Genomic DNA, 19745 nt, shown 5'->3' on the forward strand with positions numbered 1-19745 from the left:
CCAACAAGCCCACCGCCCACACGGTGATATCGAACGTGTAGTCGAGATTGAACAGCCGCGTCGCCAGGAAATATCCGGCGGCGGTCGCGCCAATGGCCGCCAGCGTGCCCGACAGAATGCCCAGTGTCGTGAACTCCGCGGCGACTCCTTGCAGAACCACGCGACGGCTCGCTCCCAACGTTCGCAACATCGCGCTCTCGTAACGTCGCTCGTCACGAGTCGATTGAATCGCCGCCAGCAGCACCGTGATACCAGCGAGCAACGTGAAGCCGAAAACGTATTGAACTGCGAGCGATGCCTTATCCATCACCCCGCGCACCTGGGTGAGGATCGCTTCCAGATCGATGGCGGTGACCTCGGGGAACTGGCGCACGAAATCCATCAGCACCGGCCGCTGTTCGCGAGCTAGATGCACGCTGGTGATATAGGTGCCAGTGCTGTCGGTCAGCGTGCCTGGCGAGAACACCATGAAGAAGTTGGGGCGGAACGAATCCCACTGCACTTCGCGGAAACTGCTGACGCGGGCCACGATGGTCTCGCCCGCCACATCGTAGGTGAGCTCGTCGCCGAGCTTCAGCCCCAACGCTTTGGCCAACTCGATCTCCACGGACACGCGCGGGCCGCCGCCATCGTTCGGCTGCCACCATTCACCAGCGACTAACTTGTTGTCGTCCTGCATGGTTTCGGCCCAGGTGAGATTGGCTTCGCGATCCAGGAAATCGCGGCCGCGATCGTTCTTGATGTTGAGCTCGTTGGCCGTGGTGCCGCTGATCTTGATCAAGCGCGCACGAATCATCGGCACGAGCTGCGGCGGCGTGATGGCATGTTCAGCGAAGAACTGACTGATCTGGGCGGTCTGATCGGGCCGGATATTGATCATGAAATGATTCGGCGCATTCTCCGGCAGGCTGGCGCGCCACTCCTGCATCAGATCGTTGCGAACCACTGCCAACAGCAACAACACCATCAAGCCCAGGCCGAACGCGACGATCTGAATGACGCTGTCGCGACCTCGGCGTGCGATGTTGGCCATGCCGTAGCGCCAAGAAACACCAACACTGCCGCGCAGGCCGTTCAAGCCACGCACCAACAACCAACCCGCGAGCATCAACACTGCAAACGTAGCGAACGTCCCGCCGAACACATACAACAGCAGGTCGGCGTCACGCACCAGCCAAGCCAACAGCGCAATCAACGCGGCCAACGCCGTTCCGTAAACCGTCATATAGCGCAACGGGGGCGGCTCCAGATTCCGGCGCAGCACTCGCGCCGGCGGCACGTAGCGCAGCTGTAACAACGGCGGCAATGCGAAACCGATCAGGATCAGCACCGAAGTCACGATGCCCAACCCGCCCGAGCTCAGCGACGGTCGCGGCAAGTCACCACGCACCAAATCCTTCAACAAATATGCGATGCCTTCTTGCGCGGCGTAACCGATGATCGAGCCGATCAAGCCGGCCAGCAGGCCGATCATCAACAACTCGAGCACGCTGATCGCCAACACCAACCGTTGCGGCGCGCCCATGCTCTTCATCAAAGCGACGGTGTCGAGATGCCTGGAAACATAGCGTCTCGCCGAGATCGCCACGGCAATCGCAGCGAGCAGAATGGTCACCAGTGCGGCGAGATTGAGGAAGCGGCTGGCGCGATCGATGGCGGATCGAATCTGCGGACTGGCGTCGGCCAGATCGACGATGCGCTGACCGGGCTTCTTTATCTCGGTCAGGCGCTGCTTGAACGCCGCGATGCTCTGCGGCTGGCCGGCAAACAACGCGAAGTGAGAAATACGACTGCCTTCCTGAGCAAGACCGGTGGCGTCTACTTCATCGAGGCGCATCAGCAAGGTCGGCGCGAGATCGACGAACTGCGAACCTTGATCCGGCCGATAGTCGAGTACGCGCGCCGCAGTGAGTTCGGACGATCCGACGCGAATCTTGTCGCCGACCTTGGCGCCGAGCTGTGCAAACAAACGCGCTTCGAGCCACGCTTCGCCCAGGCCCGGAATGGTTTGAACTTCCTGCGCCGGTCCGAACGGCACGTCCGCGACTTTCACTCGACCCCGCAGCGGATACTCTGCCGACACAGCGCGAATCGCGGTCAGTGCACTGTCTTCACCCTTGAAGACGACGCTGGGAAAATTGGACAACTCAGCGGTTCGCAGGTCGGCTTCCTTGGCCATGTCGAAATATTCGCGATCCACCGGCGTGCGCGACTGCAAGCGCAGATCGGCGGCCAACACTTCGCCGGCCTGCTGGTCGACGGCGAGACTGACGCGACTGGTGAAGAAGCCGACCGCCGTCAACGCGGACACCGCCACCAGCAGCGCGAGCATCAACACTCGCAACTCGCCGGACTTGCCGTCGCGTACCAACGCTAGCAGCGCCAGCCTCAGTGCTTTCATGCAGCGACCCTGCCGGCGTCGATGCGAATCGTGCGCCCACATCGTTGCGCAATCTCTTTGTCGTGGGTGACGACGACAAGCGTGGTCTGCGTCGCGCGATTCAGCTCGAACAACAATTCGATGATGCGCTCGCCAGTGGCTGAATCCAGATTGCCGGTCGGCTCATCGGCAAATAGCAGCGCCGGCCGTGTAACGAACGCACGGGCAATGGCGACGCGCTGTTGCTCGCCGCCGGAAAGTTGTCGCGGATAATGCTCGCGACGCGGCGTCAAACCGACTTTCGCCAACACCTCGGCCGCGGCTTCTCTCGCACCGGTTCTGCCAGCCAGCTCCAGCGGCAACATCACGTTCTCGATGGCAGTCAGTGAGGGCACGAGATGAAAGCTTTGGAACACGAAGCCGACATGCTGAGCGCGCACCGCGGCGCGCCCGTCTTCATCCAACGCGGTGAGCTCGGCACCGTTCAGCCAGATACGGCCGTCGCTCGGTTCGTCCAATCCGGCAAGTAAGGCCAACAAAGTGGATTTGCCGGCCCCCGAGGCACCGACGATGGCCACCGTTTCGCCCAGCTGAATGTTTAAATCGACGTCCGCCAGGATGGTCAGCGTTCCCTCCGGGCTGCTAACCTGCTTGCCGATTTTTTCTGCTCTGAGGACCGATTGCGCAATGCTCATGTCGAGGTCTGGCTATGGATCGTTGGGCACATCTGTGAAGGCCGCATGGCTGATGCTCACTGAGCTTGCGGCGCGGGTCGCGGTAGTCTGCCAGCGCAAACTTAGCGGAAACTTACGCACAGCTGTCACGTTTGGTTTCAGCTTGAGCCTCGCCAGCTTGCTGGGGCTGGGACTGACGCTGTCGGGAATGGTTCAAGCCGCGACCGCGCCCAACACCATTCTGGTGCTCGGTGACAGCTTGAGCGCCGGCTACGGCGTCAAAGTGGACGCCACCTGGGTGGCCTTGCTGGGGCAGCGGCTGGCCAAACAAGGTTACGGATACCGCGTAGTGAATGCCAGTATCAGCGGCGAGACCACCGGCGGTGCGCGCAGCCGTCTGCCGCGTGCCCTGGAATTACACAAGCCGGCGGTGGTGGTGATCGAGCTCGGTGGCAACGATGGCTTGCGCGGCTTGCCGGTGAAGCAGGTGCGCGGCAACTTCGAGTACCTGATCGAGACGTCTCGGGCGGCTAACGCTCAAGTGGTGCTGGTAGGCATACGCATGCCGCCGAATTACGGTGCTGAGTACGCCGACTCGTTCCATGCGCTGTATGGCGAGCTGGCGAAAAAATATCAGCTGCCGTGGGTGGATTTTTTTCTGGACGGCGTCGCCCTCGACGATAGTTTGATGCAGGCCGACGGCATTCATCCCAATGCCGCGGCTCAGCCGAAATTGCTGGACAATCTGTGGCCGGCTTTAGTGAAGGTTTTGAAACAATGAACGACAACGCCAAGCCCTGGTTGCGCAGTTATCCCAGCGGTGTGCCGGAGCAAATCAATCCCGAGCAGTACCGCTCGGCGGTCGAGCTCATCGACGGTGCCTGCCAACGTTTCGCTGAGAAGCCGGCGTTCACCAGCATGGGGCGAACCATCACCTTCGCCGACTACGAGCGCTTGTCGCGGGACTTCGCCGCCTATTTGCAAAGCATCGCCAAGCTCAAGAAGGGCGACCGCATCGCCATCATGATGCCCAATGTGTTGCAGTATCCGATCGCGTTGTACGCCGCCTTGCGTGCCGGCTTGACGGTGGTCAACACCAATCCGCTGTACACGGCGCGCGAGCTGGAGCATCAGCTCACCGACTCCGGTGCCAAGGCCATCATCATCCTGGAGAACTTCGCGCACACGCTGGAGCACGTGATCGACAAGACTCAGATCGAGCACGTCATCATCACCGGCGTCGGCGATCAGCTGCATTTTCCCAAGTCGTGCCTGGCCAACCTGGTGCTGCGCTATGTCCGCAAGCAGGTGCCGAGCTATGACCTGCCCAATGCCGTGCCTTTCAACAAGGCGCTGCAGCGAGGTCACTATGAAACATTCACGCCGGTGTCGCTCGACCATGAAGACATCGCGTTCCTGCAATACACCGGCGGTACCACCGGCGTCGCCAAAGGCGCGATGCTGACGCAGCGGAACATCATCGCCAACGTGCTGCAGGCCGGGTCGTGGATCGGCACGGCGTCCAGCAGCGATGAGCAGGACACCATCATCACGGCCTTGCCGCTGTATCACATCTTTGCGCTCACCGGGAATTGGGTGGTGTTCGTGAAGCTCGGCGCGCACAGCGTGCTGATCGTGAATCCCCGCGATTTCCCGGCCTTTGTCGGGGAGCTGAAGAAATATCGGTTCACTTACATCAGCGGCGTGAACACGCTGTTCAATGCGCTGCTCAACACGCCCGGCTTTGCAGACATCGACTTCAGCCGGCTGCGTATCACGTTGGGCGGCGGCATGGCCGTGCAACGCTCGGTCGCCGAGCATTGGAAAAGCGTGACGGGCAATGTGCTCACTCAAGCTTGGGGTCTCACCGAAACGTCGCCGGCGGCGTGTATCAATCCGTTCGGCGAGGATTTCAATAATTCCATCGGCCTGCCGATTCCGTCGACCGAAATCAGTATTCGCGACGACGACGGCAATGACCTGGGCATCGACAAGGTCGGCGAGATTTGTATTCGCGGGCCGCAGGTGATGCGCGGCTATTGGAATCGCCCGGACGAGACTGCGAAAGTGATGTTGGGCGATTGGCTGCGCACCGGCGACATCGGCCGGCTCGATGCCAAAGGCTATGTGTTCATCGAGGATCGCAAGAAGGACATGATTCTGGTGTCGGGCTTCAACGTGTATCCCAACGAGATCGAGAGCGTGATCGCTGCTCATCCCGGCGTGTTGGAAGTCGCCGCGGTGGCGCAGGCGGATGAAAAGTCCGGCGAAGTGGTCGCCCTGTTCATCGTGAAGAAAGATCCGTCGCTCACCGAACAGCAACTGATCGATTTCTCACGCGAACAACTCACCGGCTACAAAGTGCCCCGGCATGTTTATTTCAGGAATGAGCTGCCCAAGACCAACGTGGGCAAGATTCTGCGTCGCGAGCTACGCGATGAGCTGAAGGCCAAGCCCAGCAGCCACTAGCGCCGCTGGGTCAGAGCTATACGTGATATTGCGGGCTCAGCTCGTGCACGGCGGCGATCATCGCGCCGGCGTGCTCGGGCGGCACCGCTGGATGAATGCCGTGGCCCAGATTGAACACATGGCCATGGCCTTGCCCGTAACTCGCCAACACCCGCGCCACTTCTTCTCGAATGCGTTCGGGCGCTGCATATAAACAGTTCGGATCCAAGTTTCCCTGCAACGCCACTGTGTCGCTCACCAACCGGCGCGCTTCGGCCAGGTCGGTGGTCCAGTCGACGCCCAATGCATCGCAGCCCGTTTGCGCCATGAGGGCGAGCCGATCGCCCGCGCCTTTGGTGAATAAAATCACCGGCACTCGTCGACCCTCCGCTTCACGCGTGAGGCCATCGACGATGTATTGCATGTAGTGCAAAGAGAACTCGCGATACTGCGCCGGCGTGAGCACGCCACCCCAGGTATCGAAAATCATCACCGCCTGCGCTCCGGCGGCGATCTGTGCGTTCAGATACACGACCGTCGAATCGGCCAGCAGTTGTAACAACGCCCGCAAGGTCGCGGGTTCGTTGTACATCATGGTTTTGATTTTCGAGAACTCGCGAGAACTGCCGCCCTCGACTGCGTACGTGCCCACAGTCCAGGGACTGCCGGCAAACCCAATCAACGGCACACGGCCCTTCAACTCACGCCGGATCAGACTGACAGCGTCGATGACGTACTTCAGTTCGGTGTGCGGATCGGGAACGCCGAGCTTGGTCACGTCCGCCAGTGAACGCACCGGCCGCTCGATCTTCGGCCCTTCGCCGGTTTCAAACTGCAGGCCCAAGCCAAGCGCGTGCGGAATGGTCAGGATGTCCGAGAACAGAATCGCTGCATCCAGCGGGTAACGGGCCAGCGGCTGCAAGGTCACTTCGCACGCCAACTCCGGATTCATGCAAAGCTTCAGGAAACTGCCCGCCTTCTCACGGGTAGCGCGGTACTCCGGCAGATAACGCCCGGCCTGACGCATCATCCACACCGGTGTTCTATCCACCTTCTGGCGCAGCAGGGCGCGAAGAAACAGGTCGTTGGTCAGGGCAGGGCGGTTCGCAGTACTCATGGGCCGGCACTTTACCAGCTGCACCTCGCGCCAGCGCACCTCAGCTGCGCTTGGCAGGATCGAAGATGCGTTCGTGTTCGACGATGGCGTAGCGGTCGGTCATGCCGGCGATGTAGTCGGCGACGGCGCGAGCGCGGCCGATGTCGCCGGCACTAGCTTCCATCTGAGTGACGATCTGCTGATGTTCGGTGGGCAGCAGTTCGGGCCGGGAGAAGAAGGTCTGGAACAGGCTGCTGACCACAGCGTCCGCCTTGTTGGTCATGCGCAAGACGCGATAGTGGCGGTACACGTGCTCGAGCAGGTAGCGCTTGAGCTCCTTGTGTTCGGCCTGGACGGGCTCGCTGAACTTCACTAGCGGAGCAGGCGCGCTGCGCACGGCTTCCACATCGGCGGGTGAAGCGGCTTGCAACTGTGCGGCGGTGGTTTCGATCAAGTCCGTCACCACGAACGCGATCATGCGGCGAATGATTTCGTGAGTGAGTCGCCGGCCGTTGAGCGCCGGATACGTCGCGGTGACGACGTCATACTGCCGCTTGAAAATAGCGAGCTGTTTCAATTCGTCGATGGTGATGAGTCCGGCGCGCAGGCCGTCGTCCAGGTCGTGATTGTTATAAGCAATCTCATCGGCCAAGTTGGCGATCTGTGCTTCCAGCGTCGGCTGGCGGCGTTGGATGAAGCGCTCGCCGAGTTCGCCGAGCTTCCGGGCATTGTTCAAAGAGCAGTGCTTCAGAATGCCTTCGCGCGTTTCGAAAGTGAGGTTCAGGCCGGGGAACGCCGCGTAGCGTTCTTCCAACTCGTCGACCACTCGCAGCGACTGTAAGTTGTGTTCGAACCCGCCGTAGTCACGCATGCAGGCATTCAGTGCATCCTGCCCGGCATGGCCGAACGGCGTGTGGCCCAAATCATGCGCCAGACAAATCGCTTCGCAGAGCGTCTCGTTGAGACGCAAGGCGCGCGCGATGGTGCGAGCGATCTGGGCGACCTCGATGGAATGGGTCAGCCGCGTCCGAAACAAATCGCCTTCATGATTGACGAACACCTGAGTCTTGTAGACCAGGCGTCGAAACGCAGTCGAATGCACGATCCGATCGCGGTCGCGTTGATACTCGCTGCGATAACGCGGCCCGTCCTCCGCGTACTGACGACCCTTGCTGCGTGTATCGCAGGAGGCGTAAGGCGCTAGAGGCGACGGCACGGTGCTCATGCGACGGTGTCGAAGTGCGTCCGCATCGTGGCGGCGAACGCTTCGCCCGAATAGTCGCCGACCACGTCAGCTTTGCCCAGGCTGCGTAACAACACCAGGCGTAACTTGCCATCGAGCACTTTCTTGTCGAGCCCCATCAGCTCGCGGGCGCGCTCGGCACCGATGCGCGGCGGCTCGACCGGCAAATTGAATCTGCGTAGCAGGTCGATGGCGCGAGCTTTGTCCTCGCTCGGCAACCAACCCAAGCGTTCGGACAGATCCACCGCCATGACCATGCCGGCGGCAACCGCTTCGCCATGCAGCCAATTGCCGTAACCCGACGCAGTTTCGATGGCGTGGCCAAACGTATGACCGAGATTGAGAATGGCGCGCAGGCCGTGCTCACGCTCGTCGACGCCGACCACTTCGGCCTTGATCTCACAAGAGCGGCGCACGGCATGAATGACGGCGGTATCGACGCGCCCCAACAGTGGCTCGACATTGGCTTCGAGCCAGGCGAAGAACGCCGGATCGTAGATCAAACCGTACTTCACGATCTCAGCGATGCCCGCCCGATATTCGCGCTCAGGCAACGTATGCAACGTGTCCGTGTCCGCAATCACGCAGCGAGGCTGGTGAAACGCGCCGATCATGTTCTTGGCGCTCGGATGATTCACCGCAGTCTTGCCGCCGACGGAAGAGTCGACCTGCGCCAACAACGTGGTCGGCACCTGAATGAAATCGATGCCGCGCTGATAACAAGCGGCGGCAAAGCCGGCCATGTCGCCGATGACACCGCCACCGAGCGCGATCACCGCCGCGTCCCGATTCATGCGCTCATGGATCAGCGCATCGAAAATCAGCGACAGGGTCTCGAGCGTTTTGTATTGCTCGCCGTCCGGCAGCACCACCGACGCGATACGCCGTTGTTTGAGCGCCGTCTCCAGCGGCCGCAAATACAACGGCGCGATGGTTTCGTTGGTGACGATCAGCAGATTGCGTGCGTGGACGTGCTCGCTCAGCAGCGCGTCGTCCTCGAGCAAGTGCGGCCCGATCAGAATGGGATAGCTGCGCTCAGCGAGCGCGATGTCGACTCGTTCGTGCGGTTGATGGCTCATGATGGGGTCAGCTCCTGCAAACGCTGCACGATCTCATCCGCCACCGCACGCACCTGACGGCCGTCGGTGGGGACCACGACAGTGGCGATCGACAGGTACAGCGGTTCGCGAAAAGTCAGCAGCTCACGCAGTTTGCGCTCGGGATCGTCGGTGTACAGCAGCGGGCGCTGGCGGCCGTGGCGGGTGCGCTCCAATTGCTGTTCGACGCTGGTCTGTAAATAAACGACAAAGCCGCGGTTGGCCAGATACTCGCGATTCTGCGGCGCCAACACCGCGCCGCCGCCGGTGGCGACGATGACATCCTGCAATTGGGTCAGCGCGTCGATGGCCTCGCGCTCCCGGTCGCGAAACCCGGCTTCGCCTTCCTTCTCGAAAATATAGGGAATGTCGACGCCGCACCGGTGTTCGATTTCGGCGTCGCTATCGTAAAACTGTCTATGTAGCTGGCGCGCCAGCTGCTTGCCCACGGCGGTTTTGCCCGAGCCCATAGGCCCGATCAGGTAGACGTTGCGGCCGCGGGGCGGCGAGGTCGGTTCGGAAGTCATGACAAGCACGAACTATAAACGAAAGAGGCCGCTCCGGGATCGGAGCGGCCTCTGTAACGAGTCCTTGGCAACGCCGGGCCGGCGCTGCCAGACAGATCAATACAAGCTCGAACCTTCGCGCAGGATGCGCGGGGTCACGAAGATCAGCAGCTCGTCCTTGTTGTCCGTGGTCGTGGTCTGCTTGAACAGGCGGCCGAGCACCGGGATGTCGCCCAGGTACGGCACTTTGTTCTCGGCATCGCGACGCTCGGTTTCCAGGATACCGCCGAGCACCACGGTCTGGCCGTCGTTGACCAGCACCTGAGTGATGATCTCGCGGGTGTCGATGCTGGGCACGAAGCCGCCGGTGGCGCTGGCAACCAGCTGGCCGACGCTGTCCTTGGACACGGTCAGATCCAGAATCACGCGGTTGTCCGGAGTGATTTGCGGAGTCACCTTCAGGCTCAGCACGGCCTTCTTGAACTGGGTGGTGGTAGCACCGCTGGACGACGATTCCTGGTAGGGAATTTCCACGCCCTGCTCGATGGTCGCTTCACGCTGGTTGGCCGTGATCAGACGGGGCGAAGAGATGATTTCGCCGCGGCCTTCGGCCTGCGCAGCCGACAGCTCCAGGTCGACCAGGTAGTCGGAGTCGAGCAGTGCCAGTGCAATTCGGCCGGCCGGGTTGGAGGCAGGCAGGTTCACCAGGTAACGGTCGGCCGCGCTCTCAGGCAGCCCGAAGCCGCCGAGCTGACCGGAACTACCGGCGGTGGGTGTGCCGATCGGATCGTTGATACCGTCGCCATCGTTATCGGTGCTGCCCGCCACCGAAGGGAACGGGCTGATGGTGGTACCGTTTTCGCTGTTCAGCGCGCCGCCCAGCAAGCCCAGACCATCGCTACCGCCTTGGGTGAAAGCGACGTTGGCACCGAAGCGCACGCCCAGGTCGCGGCTGTAGTCGTCGCTCACGATCACGATGCGCGCTTCGATCATCACTTGCTTGACCGGAATATCCAGCGTCGAGACCAGGCGGCGAATGTCCGCCAGACGCTCGGAGGTGTCCTGCAACAGCAGCGTGTTGGTGCGTTCGTCGATGGCGACGCTGCCGCGCTCGGAAATCAGCGAGCCGGCGCCAGACTTGATCAGCGCGGCCAGATCCGCGGCCTTGGCGTAGTTCACCTGCAGGTACTCGGTACGCAGCGGCGAGAGTTCCTGAGCTTCCTTACGCGCGGTCAGCAGTTCTTTTTCGCGGGCGGCAATTTCATTGGCCGGCGCGATGAAGATGACGTTGCCTTCCTGACGCGAGTCCAGGCCCTTGGTACGCATCACCACGTCGAGCGCCTGATCCCACGGCACGTTCTGCAAGCGCAAGGTCACGTTGCCGGCCACCGAATCGCTGATAACCATGTTCTGGCCGCTGGTGTCCGCCAACAGCTGCAACACGGCGCGTGTGTCGATGTCCTGGAAGTTCAGAGTCAAGCGTTCGCCGGCGTATTCCTTCTTCTCGCGCAGTTCCGGCGGCAACTTCACCACTGGCTTCACTTCGATGGTGTAGATGTTGTCGGACTGATAGGCGAGCTGTTCGTAGTCGCCGGAAGCGGCGATCACGATGCGCGTGCCGTCGCCGACGCGGAGCGCGTCGACCGTGCTCACCGGCGTGGCGAAGTCAACCACATCCAGACGCTGCAACAGATTTTCGGGAATCGCGGTCTTGGCGAAGTTCACCACGATCTTGCCGCCTTCCTGACGCAGATCGGCCGGCACTTTGGAGTCGGTCAGCTCGACGATGACGCGAGCCGCGCCGTCGCCGCTGCGGCGGAAGTCGATGTTGTTGACGCTGCGAACGCCGGAGACGGTGGCAGCGGAGGGCGCGCGCTGAGTGGCTGCAGCCAGACCGCCCGGTGCGGCGCTGGATTGCAGCGAGCGACCGGTGCCGGCAGCGGCCAGCGACACGATGATGGTATTGCCTTCGACGCGGGTTTCGTACGGCACCAGTGTGTCGACGTTGAGAACGACGCGAGTGCGGCCGTTCGCTTCGGCGACGTTGACGGTGTCGAGCACGCCTTGCTTCACGTCGACACGACGCGAAGTCATAGCGACCGAGGTGGCGGGCAGGTCGAGCGCGATGCGCGCCGGATTGTCGACCGTGAAGGTCAGCGGCGTCGGCGCGTTCTCGGCGAGACGCAAGGTCAGCTCGACCTTGTCACCGGCCGTTGACTGCGCCTGGATACTTTCCAGCCGATTGGTGGACTGCGCCAGTGCCTGGCTCCCGAACCCGGCCAAGGTGGCCAGCGTCAGGACCAGTCCAACGGCAGACCGTTGCACGCTTGAGAACAACATTCTGTGTGTCTCCCTGAGAATCATTCGTTCAGCGCCAGCGCCGCTGGCCGCTCGATATAGCCGCCGAGACCGTCCGGTACGATCTCGATGATGGAAATACGCGTGGGCGTGATACTGACGACGCGGCCATCGTTCTGGCCCATGAACGCGCCCGGCAGCACCCTGTGAACCAAGCCGTCCTTGCCCTGGACCAGCCCGTAGTTACTGCCCTGCAGCTGCAGGGTTCCGACCATCTGCATGGTATCGAGCGGGAACTGTTCTAAGAATTCGCGCGAGCGCTTGATGTCGGGACGCACGGCGCTAGCCACATCGTTACGCGCCGGCGCGCTCGGTACGAACGGCGAGCGCATGCTGGATGCGTTGTAAATGAAACTCTCGTAAGCCTTGATCTGCGGCAACGGCTCGATGCGTTCGCCGGGCCGACTCTTGATCTCGGCGACCTGCGCCTCCAGCTTGTCCATCTCGCTGGAACAGCCGCTCAGCGACAGCACGGCGAGCGCGCCGATCGCGAGGGTCCGAAGTTGAAAGCTGTGTACCGTCATAGGTGACTGCTCGTGCCTTGGTCCAGTAGGCGCCGCGTTACCGGGCATTGGGCGGGCGGCCCGTCTGTTGCGGTTGTTGGGCAGCCTGTTCCTCGTCGTCTAGATAACGATAGGTCTTGGCGGTGACGTTCAATTGCAGCTGATCGTTGTTGGCCGCGCCTTCCTTGACCGGCGTGATCTGCACGTCGTGCAAGGTCACGATCCGGGGCAGGGCAGCGATGCCGCTGACGAAAGCACCGATCGAATGGAAACTGCCGGTGAGCCGCATCTTGATCGGCAGCTCGGCATAGAAGTCCTTGTTGACCTGCGCTTCGGGCTGGAACAACTGCTGGTCCAAACCGGCGCCGGCGCCCTGCTGCGAGATATCGGTCAGCAGGTTGGGCACTTCGGTCTTGTTGGGCAGCTTGCGCAACATCGCGCCGAAGGACTGCTCCATCTCGGCCAGCTGCGCCTTATAAGCGTCCAGGTTGGCGGCCTTGCGCGCCTTCTGCTCCAAGGTCTGTAACAGCTGTGTTTCCTGGTCACGCGCCGAGTCCAGCTCCGGCTTCTGGGATTTCCAGGCCATGAAATAGCCCATCAAGCTGGCCGCGAACACGAAGATCAAAGCGATGGCGCCGAGCCGGTAGGGCAGCGGCCAGCGGCTCGGATCGTTCGGATCCAGGTCGCGAAGTTGTTCGACGAACGTCACGGCGCACCTCCGGCATTACCGGCGCCGTCCGGCGCAGCTGCCAGTTGCGGATTCTCTTGGGTGGCGTTCAGCGTGAACTGCGCGCCCGAGTCGTTGGTACTCTTGGTCTCGAGGATTTGCAGCGCCGGGTCTTTCAACCACTCGGAGCTGTCGATGTTACGCATGTAAGAGGCCACTCGCGTGCTGGACTGCGCGACACCCTTCAGCTCGATCTTGCGATCGGTCTGTTTGACCGAGGTGAGATAGATGCCGTCCGGCGTGGTGCGCACGATCTGGTCGAACACGTGCACGATCTCCGGCCGGCTCAATTCGAGCTGTTCGATCACGGTGATGCGGGCCTGCAAGCGCTTCTTCTGCTCTTCCAGATCCAGGATTTCGGCAATCTGCTTGTCGAGTTCCGAGATCTGCTGGGTGAGGAATTGATTACGCGCCATTTGCTCGTCGATCGCCGACTGCATCTGCCACTTGATGGCGAAATACACCAGCGCCGCGAAAATCAAAGCGGCCACGGCGCCGACGCCGAATTCCTGCCGGATGCGTTTGCGTTCCGCTTCGCGCCAGGGCAATAGATTGATTCTTGGCATCAGTCGAAGCTCCGTAACGCGAGCCCGCAAGCTGTCAATAATGCGGTCGCATCTTTCTTCACCGCCTGCGCCTTGGCTTTCTGGCTCACCTTCATCTGACCCAAAGGATCGCCTCGCTGAGATTCGATGCCGACGCGACTTTGGATCATTTCCGCGGCGCCCGGAATGTTGGCACAACCGCCACAGATCAGAATCTGTTCAGGCTGTTCGCGACCGGCGCCCGAAGCCAGGAAGAACTGCAGCGAGCGGCTCACCTGTTGGCACATATCGTCGATGAAAGGACCGAGCACTTCAGTCTCGTAATTGCCGGGCAGACCGCCTTCTTTCTTGGCGCGGCCAGCCTCTTCCATGCTCAGGCCGTAAGTGCGCATGACTTCTTCTGTCAACTGCTGACCGCCGAACGCGAAGTCGCGCGTGTAAATGACCTTCAGATCGCGCAGCACGCTGAACGTGGTGGAGCTGGCGCCGAAGTCGACCACCGCGATCACGCGGCCCAGGCCGCCATCGGGCATCTGGTGGGTCAACAGTCGGCAGGCATTCTCGAGCGCAAACGCTTCGACATCCACGATCTTGGCGGTGAGGCCGGCGGCGGCACAAGCGGCAACGCGCTGCTCGACGTTCTCGGAGCGGGTTGCGACCAGCAGCACATCCAGCATGTCCGGATCCTTCTCGGAAGGTCCGATGACTTCGAAATCGAAACTGACCTCTTCCATGGGGAAGGGGATGTACTGGTCGGCCTGCATTTCCACCTGGCCTTCCAGCTCGTTCTCACCCAAGGTGCGCGGCATCTGAATGACTTTGGTGATCGCGGCATCGCCGCTGATCGCCACCGCAGCTTCCTTGGCGCGCGCGCCTGAACGTTTTACAGCGCGCTTGATGGCCTCGCCCACGGCATTGGCGTCGACGATGGCTTTTTCATTGATGGAGTTCGGGGGTGTGGCTTCCGCCGCATAGGATTCCACGCGGTATTGACCGCCGCTCATGCTCAATTCAATGAGCTTGACCGAGGAGGTAGTGATATCCAAGCCCAGGATGGGCCGGGATTTTGCGGTTAAAAGCACGCTTATTACCTTTCTTGATCAGACACTTAGGTGACGATCGGAGATCGGACGCGAAACACGGGTGGCAACTATATACAGCCGTGACTTAAGTTGAATGTGAGGAGCCTCACGAAATACCATCGCGGTATTCCCGCAGCAAAGTGCTGTTTTTGCAGTTGTAAGCACCTCTCGACTGCGTTCATCCGGTGCCAGCCGAGGCGGATCAGAGCCTTATCGCCTGGAAGCGACGCGCCGTCCAGTCCGTCAAAACCGCCCACAGTGGTTCGTTGCCGATCTCCCTGACGCCCATTTGCGATTTCACGATGCTGCGCCTCGGTGTGAAACCTGAGGAGTGTGTGCAACGATCTTCAGCTCAGACCTGCATGCTGCCGCAGCGCGCGGTCGGTACCATTGGGTTATGTAACACGACTAATATTGCCTAGCGGCTTTTGATATAGCAACTGGCAAAGCAAGGACTTAGGATTTTTAGTTGCCATGCGACGTTATCTTCGTTCCCCGTTTCGACTGATCCTGGCAGCAGTGCTCGGAATGGCCGGCGCCGCAGTCCTCGGACTGCTCGGTGCCTACCAATACCTGCGCCCTGGCCTGCCCGATGTCAGTGCCATCAAAGACATCCGGCTACAGGTGCCGCTGCGGGTGTTCAGCCGCGACGGCCGTTTGATCGCCCAGTTCGGCGAGCAGCGCCGTATCCCGCTGTCCTTCGAAGCCATCCCCGGCCAGATGATCAACGCGGTGCTGGCGGCGGAGGACGACCGGTTCTTCCAGCACGGCGGCGTCGACTACCCGGGTCTGGCGCGCGCGGTGCTTCGACACCTGCTTTCCGGCAACAAGGCTGAGGGTGGCAGCACCATCACCATGCAGCTGGCGCGCGGCGTGTTCCTGAGCCCGGAGAAGAGCTATCGGCGCAAGATGGTGGAAATCTTCACCACGCTGCGCATCGAGCAAGAGCTCACCAAACAAGAAATTCTGGCGCTGTACCTGAACAAGATGTTTCTCGGTCAGCGCGCGTACGGCATCGGAGCCGCGGCGGAGGTTTACTACGGCAAGACCGTCGATCAGCTGAACCTGCCCGAGATCGCGGTCATCGCTGGCACGTTCCGTTTGCCATCGCGAGATAATCCGGTGGCAAATGCTGAGCTCGCCCGCCAACGGCGTTCCTATGTGCTACGTCGTATGCGCGAGAAGGAGTACATCACGCAGGCGGAGTACGAGACGGCACTGAAAGCGCCGGTCGAATCCAAATTGCACGGTCCAGCCGTGGAAGTCGAAGCGCCGTACATCGCCGAGATGGTGCGAGCCGATTTGTTCAATCGGATCGGTGCCGACGCTTACACCGCTGGCTACGAAGTCATCACGACGGTGGATAGCCGTTTGCAACGCGCGGCCGTGAAAGCTCTGCGCGGCGCATTGCTCGAATACGATCAACGGCATGGTTATCGCGGACCGGCTGGTCGCGTGTCGCTGCCGTCCGGTGCACGTGAGAAAGAATGGTCGCAAGCGCTCGAAGACTACGCGGTGCGCGGCGGATTGGAGCCGGCCGTCGTGATCGCGACGGAAGAAAAGAGCGCTGTCGCTTACTCGCGCAACGTCGGCCGTATCAACTTGGGATGGACGGGAATCAGCTGGGCGCGCAATCCGTTGCCTGATGGCAGCGTCGGCCCGCAACTGCAACGCACGGCCGACGTGATCGCCGTCGGCGATGTCATCTACATCGCGCAGGAAGTGTCGGGCAACTGGCGCATGGTGCAGGTACCGGAAGCGCAGGGCGCCTTCGTCGCAGTCGATCCGCAAGACGGTGCCATCGCCGCACTCACAGGCGGCTTCGATTACTTCGCCAGCAACTACAACCGCGCCGTGCAAGCCAAGCGTCAGCCGGGTTCGTCGTTCAAACCCTTCCTGTATTCGGCGGCGCTGGATCAAGGCTTCACGCCAGCCAGCATCGTCAACGATGCGCCGTTGGTGATCGAAGATCCGACCTTGGAAGGCAGCTGGCGTCCGCAGAACAACACTCGCGAATTCCGCGGGCCGATGCGCTTGCGTGAAGCACTGGTTCGCTCGCGCAATCTGGTATCGATTCGGGTGATGAACTCGTTGGGTCCAGCCTACGCGACTCAGTTCATCGAGCGCTTCGGCTTCCCGGAGAACAGCTTGCCGCGCAATCTGTCGCTGGCACTGGGCACGGCGCAGGTGTCGCCTTTGGAAATGGCGAGTGCGTACTCGGTGTTCGCCAACGGCGGCTACCGCGTCGATCCTTACTTCGTTCAGCGCATCGTCGCCGCAACCGGCAAGGTCGAATACGAAGCGGATCCGAAGTTCGCCTGTGTCGATTGCATTCAGCCCACCACCGGTGAAGGCAGCGGCGTCGCGAACGCGACCAATCTGTTGGACGCACCGATTCGCACCGACGCCAACGACGAGACCCGCTGGGGCGGCCGCACTTATCTGCAAGAGAAGTCCCTGGCTCCGCAGGTACTGTCGCCGCAGAACGATTATTTGATCACCGACATGATGGGCGACGTCATCAAGCGCGGCACGGCAGTGCGCGCTCTGCAATTGAAGCGTGGCGATCTGGCTGGCAAGACCGGCACCACCAACGATCGACGCGACGCTTGGTTCTGCGGCTTCAACAACTCGCTGGTCGGCACCGCCTGGGTGGGCTTCGATCAGGAACGCTCGCTCGGGCCGGGCGAAGAAGGCAGCCGCACCGCTTTGCCGATGTGGATCTACTTCATGGCCGAAGCGTTGAAAGGAGTACCGGAGCAGCGCCGAGCGCCGCCGCCGGGTTTGGTATCGATGCGAATCTCAGCGGACACGGGCTTGGCGGCGCGGCCGGGCGATCCGAGCGCGATCTTCGAAACCTTCATGGCGGGTCATTTGCCGCCGCAGGCCGAAGTCGACTCGGCGCTGCCCACCAGCGATGCTGACGGAGAGCACAAGGAAGGCGACGACTCTCTGTTCTGATTGCCGGGTGTTGTTTACGGGAACGAAGATGAGCAAAAGAAGCAATCCACGCGCAGAACAGTTGCGCATGGCTTTGGCGCAGGAAGCGGCGCGGATCATGTCCGAACAGGGCATCGACGATTACGGCCTGGCCAAGCGCAAGGCCGCCGAGCGGCTCGGCGCGACCGACATCGCGGTGTTACCCAAGAACACCGAGATCGAGGCGGCGCTGGCGGCTCATCATCGCTTGTTCGACGGCGACAAACATTCGACGGCGCTGAGCGCGTTACGACGCACGGCGCTGCAGGCCATGAAGCTGCTGGATAGCTTTCAGCCGCGCCTGGTCGGTCCGGTGCTCAGCGGCACCGCCTCGGCGCACTCCGAAGTGAATCTGCATTTGTTCGCCGATAGCCCGGAACGAGTCACGCTGCACTTGGTGGACAACAACATTCCGCATCACGTGGCCGAACGCCGGCTGCGTTACGAGCCGAATCGTTTGGTCTCGTATCCAGTGGTGCAATTCGTGGCGGGCGATCGCGAGATCGATGCCGTGGTGTTTCCCATCGACGGCATTCGTCAGTCGCCGGCCAGTCCGGTGGATGGCCGGCCGATGCGCCGCGCAGATACGGCGGAGTTGAAGTCGCTGCTGGCAGAGACGAACAGCGAGTATTGAAACCCGCTGTTCGCCTGCAGAGCGCTTAACGCTTTTCGATTTCGACGTATTCGCGCTTGGCCGAGCCGGTGTACAGCTGGCGTGGGCGGCTGATCTTCATGGCCGGATCGGCAATCATTTCCTGCCAATGCGCCACCCAACCGACGGTGCGTGCAATCGCGAACATCACCGTGAACATCGACTGCGGAATACCGATAGCGCTGTAAATGATGCCCGAGTAGAAATCAACGTTCGGGTACAGCTTGCGCTCGACGAAGTACTCGTCCTTCAACGCGATTTCTTCCAGCTTCAGTGCCAGCTCGAACAGCGGGTTGTCGGACTTGCCCAGCTTCGCCAGCACCTTGTGCGCCATGGCGCGGATGATGGTCGCGCGCGGATCGAAGTTCTTGTAGACGCGATGGCCGAAGCCCATCAGCTTGAAGTTGTCGTTCTTGTCCTTGGCCTTGGCCAGGAACTTCGGCACGTTGTCGACGGTGCCGATCTGCTCGAGCATCGCCAACACTGCTTCGTTCGCGCCGCCGTGCGCCGGGCCCCACAACGCCGAGATGCCCGAAGAAATCGCTGCGTATGGATTGGTGCCGGTGCTGCCGGCGAGACGCACGGTCGAGGTGCTCGCGTTCTGCTCGTGATCGGCATGCAGGATGAACAACAGATCGAGCGCCTGCGCCTGCACCGGATCGACGTTGTACTGCTCGCAAGGCACAGCGAAGAACATGTGCAGCAGGTTCGCGCAGTAATCCAGATCGTTGCGCGGATACATGAAAGGCTGGCCGAGCGCGTGCTTGTACGCGGCCGCGGCGATCGTCGGAATCTTGGCGATGATGCGATGGGCAAAGATCTCGCGATGGCGCGGATTATTGATGTCCATCGAGTCGTGATAGAAGGCCGCCATCGAGGCCACCACGCCCGACAGCATCGCCATCGGATGGGCGTTGTATTGGAAACCGTTGAAGAATCGCAGCAGCGATTCGTTGATCATCGTGTGGTACTGAATGGCTTGCGAGAATTCATTCAGCTGCTCGGTGGTCGGCAGTTCGCCGTTGATCAGCAAATACGAGACTTCCAGGAAGTTGCTCTTCTCGGCCAACTGCTCGATGGGAAAACCTCGATACAGCAACACGCCTTCGTCACCATCGATGAAAGTAATTTTACTTTCGCAGGCGGCCGTGGCCATGAAGCCCGGATCGAAGGTAAATACGCCGTGGTCCTTGGCGAGGCTGCCGATGTTGAGCACATCGGGCCCGAGCGTGCCGCTCTTCACTTCAGCGAGCGACTTCTTGCCGTTCGCCAGGTTGGTGAGTTCAAACTTCTTTTCGGCCATAACAGTAACCTGGGAGCTAATTCCGCGAGATAGATGCCACAGGGGAGCCTGACCGGGCGCTTCGGTGAGGAGCATCTGGCCAAGCCCAGGGGAACGATCGCGCCCATCCTAGGCAACGCTCGTGGCGGCTTTTTGCAAGCGCAAAAATCGGA

General features: G+C 61.3%; 16 protein-coding genes. 4 read left to right on the forward strand and 12 right to left on the reverse strand.

Translation table 11 applies throughout. The annotated features are described in order from the left end of the window. Together JNL55_RS35575 and JNL55_RS35580 are read right to left on the reverse strand one after the other, a co-directional pair. Positions 1-2401 (reverse strand): ABC transporter permease (locus JNL55_RS35575; RefSeq protein WP_293866240.1); only part of this gene is annotated, 2401 nt, incomplete at its 3' end. Further along, positions 2398-3069 carry an ABC transporter ATP-binding protein gene (locus JNL55_RS35580; RefSeq protein WP_322111073.1) on the reverse strand — a complete coding sequence of 224 codons (672 nt, stop codon included), beginning with the start codon at positions 3067-3069 and terminating at the stop codon, positions 2398-2400. The genes JNL55_RS35580 and JNL55_RS35575, both read right to left, overlap by 4 nt. A gap of 58 nt (positions 3070-3127) precedes the next feature. Here JNL55_RS35580 and JNL55_RS35585 point away from each other — a divergent pair, with 58 nt between their 5' ends. Further along, complete coding sequence (locus tag JNL55_RS35585) at positions 3128-3835, forward strand: arylesterase (protein ID WP_415923232.1); 708 nt, start codon at positions 3128-3130, stop codon at positions 3833-3835. Continuing rightward, complete coding sequence (locus tag JNL55_RS35590; RefSeq protein WP_293866249.1) at positions 3832-5523, forward strand: AMP-binding protein; 1692 nt, start codon at positions 3832-3834, stop codon at positions 5521-5523. Before JNL55_RS35585 ends, JNL55_RS35590 begins: the two co-directional genes overlap by 4 nt. 16 nt (positions 5524-5539) lie before the next feature. Here the strand turns inward: JNL55_RS35590 and hemE are convergent, their stop codons facing one another. From hemE to JNL55_RS35635, 9 genes are all read right to left on the reverse strand, one after another. Continuing rightward, positions 5540-6619: a uroporphyrinogen decarboxylase gene (hemE, locus tag JNL55_RS35595; protein ID WP_293866252.1), complete on the reverse strand. Its 1080-nt coding sequence runs from the start codon at positions 6617-6619 to the stop codon at positions 5540-5542. A gap of 40 nt (positions 6620-6659) precedes the next feature. Continuing rightward, positions 6660-7823, reverse strand: a complete 1164-nt coding sequence (locus JNL55_RS35600) for a deoxyguanosinetriphosphate triphosphohydrolase (RefSeq protein ID WP_293866255.1) — start codon at positions 7821-7823, stop codon at positions 6660-6662. Continuing rightward, positions 7820-8920 carry a 3-dehydroquinate synthase gene (gene aroB, locus JNL55_RS35605; RefSeq protein WP_293866258.1) on the reverse strand — a complete coding sequence of 367 codons (1101 nt, stop codon included), beginning with the start codon at positions 8918-8920 and terminating at the stop codon, positions 7820-7822. The genes JNL55_RS35600 and aroB overlap by 4 nt, the downstream gene beginning before the upstream one ends. Further along, positions 8917-9465: a shikimate kinase AroK gene (gene aroK, locus JNL55_RS35610; RefSeq protein ID WP_293866261.1), complete on the reverse strand. Its 549-nt coding sequence runs from the start codon at positions 9463-9465 to the stop codon at positions 8917-8919. The genes aroB and aroK overlap by 4 nt, the downstream gene beginning before the upstream one ends. A gap of 96 nt (positions 9466-9561) precedes the next feature. After that, complete coding sequence (gene pilQ / locus JNL55_RS35615) at positions 9562-11784, reverse strand: type IV pilus secretin PilQ (protein WP_293866264.1); 2223 nt, start codon at positions 11782-11784, stop codon at positions 9562-9564. A gap of 20 nt (positions 11785-11804) precedes the next feature. After that, a complete protein-coding gene (locus JNL55_RS35620) occupies positions 11805-12326 on the reverse strand; it encodes a pilus assembly protein PilP (RefSeq protein WP_293866267.1) in 522 nt (173 codons plus the stop codon). Between the two features lie 37 nt (positions 12327-12363). Further along, a complete protein-coding gene (locus tag JNL55_RS35625; RefSeq protein ID WP_293866270.1) occupies positions 12364-13014 on the reverse strand; it encodes a type 4a pilus biogenesis protein PilO in 651 nt (216 codons plus the stop codon). Further along, positions 13011-13598, reverse strand: a complete 588-nt coding sequence (locus tag JNL55_RS35630) for a PilN domain-containing protein (protein ID WP_293866273.1) — start codon at positions 13596-13598, stop codon at positions 13011-13013. Before JNL55_RS35630 ends, JNL55_RS35625 begins: the two co-directional genes overlap by 4 nt. Further along, the gene (locus tag JNL55_RS35635) at positions 13598-14659 is read right to left on the reverse strand and encodes a pilus assembly protein PilM (protein WP_293866276.1); all 1062 of its coding nucleotides are present in this window, start codon (positions 14657-14659) and stop codon (positions 13598-13600) included. Before JNL55_RS35635 ends, JNL55_RS35630 begins: the two co-directional genes overlap by 1 nt. Positions 14660-15133: 474 nt before the next feature. On the opposite strand from JNL55_RS35635, the gene JNL55_RS35640 reads away from it, so the two are divergent. Both JNL55_RS35640 and JNL55_RS35645 read left to right on the forward strand, forming a co-directional pair. After that, positions 15134-17620: a penicillin-binding protein 1A gene (locus tag JNL55_RS35640; RefSeq protein WP_293866279.1), complete on the forward strand. Its 2487-nt coding sequence runs from the start codon at positions 15134-15136 to the stop codon at positions 17618-17620. Between the two features lie 28 nt (positions 17621-17648). Further along, the gene (locus JNL55_RS35645) at positions 17649-18272 is read left to right on the forward strand and encodes a hypothetical protein (RefSeq protein ID WP_293866282.1); all 624 of its coding nucleotides are present in this window, start codon (positions 17649-17651) and stop codon (positions 18270-18272) included. 25 nt (positions 18273-18297) lie between these two features. On the opposite strand, the gene JNL55_RS35650 is transcribed toward JNL55_RS35645, so the two are convergent. Further along, positions 18298-19593, reverse strand: coding sequence for a citrate synthase (locus tag JNL55_RS35650; RefSeq protein ID WP_293866285.1), 1296 nt, complete (start codon positions 19591-19593; stop codon positions 18298-18300). Positions 19594-19745: the final 152 nt, after the last annotated feature.

This window comes from Steroidobacter sp. (assembly GCF_016790065.1).
Lineage (GTDB): Bacteria > Pseudomonadota > Gammaproteobacteria > Steroidobacterales > Steroidobacteraceae > Steroidobacter.

Excerpts from the sequence above, each read along its gene's own strand:
- JNL55_RS35645 (WP_293866282.1), top strand. The coding sequence starts at position 17,649 with ATGAGCAAAAGAAGCAATCCACGCGCAGAACAGTTGCGCATGGCTTTG.
- aroB (WP_293866258.1), bottom strand. The coding sequence starts at position 8,920 with ATGAGCCATCAACCGCACGAACGAGTCGACATCGCGCTCGCTGAGCGC.
- JNL55_RS35585 (WP_415923232.1), top strand. The coding sequence starts at position 3,128 with ATGCTCACTGAGCTTGCGGCGCGGGTCGCGGTAGTCTGCCAGCGCAAA.
- JNL55_RS35630 (WP_293866273.1), bottom strand. The coding sequence starts at position 13,598 with ATGCCAAGAATCAATCTATTGCCCTGGCGCGAAGCGGAACGCAAACGC.
- hemE (WP_293866252.1), bottom strand. The coding sequence starts at position 6,619 with ATGAGTACTGCGAACCGCCCTGCCCTGACCAACGACCTGTTTCTTCGC.
- JNL55_RS35640 (WP_293866279.1), top strand. The coding sequence starts at position 15,134 with ATGCGACGTTATCTTCGTTCCCCGTTTCGACTGATCCTGGCAGCAGTG.
- pilQ (WP_293866264.1), bottom strand. The coding sequence starts at position 11,784 with ATGTTGTTCTCAAGCGTGCAACGGTCTGCCGTTGGACTGGTCCTGACG.
- JNL55_RS35590 (WP_293866249.1), top strand. The coding sequence starts at position 3,832 with ATGAACGACAACGCCAAGCCCTGGTTGCGCAGTTATCCCAGCGGTGTG.
- JNL55_RS35620 (WP_293866267.1), bottom strand. The coding sequence starts at position 12,326 with ATGACGGTACACAGCTTTCAACTTCGGACCCTCGCGATCGGCGCGCTC.
- JNL55_RS35650 (WP_293866285.1), bottom strand. The coding sequence starts at position 19,593 with ATGGCCGAAAAGAAGTTTGAACTCACCAACCTGGCGAACGGCAAGAAG.
- aroK (WP_293866261.1), bottom strand. The coding sequence starts at position 9,465 with ATGACTTCCGAACCGACCTCGCCGCCCCGCGGCCGCAACGTCTACCTG.
- JNL55_RS35600 (WP_293866255.1), bottom strand. The coding sequence starts at position 7,823 with ATGAGCACCGTGCCGTCGCCTCTAGCGCCTTACGCCTCCTGCGATACA.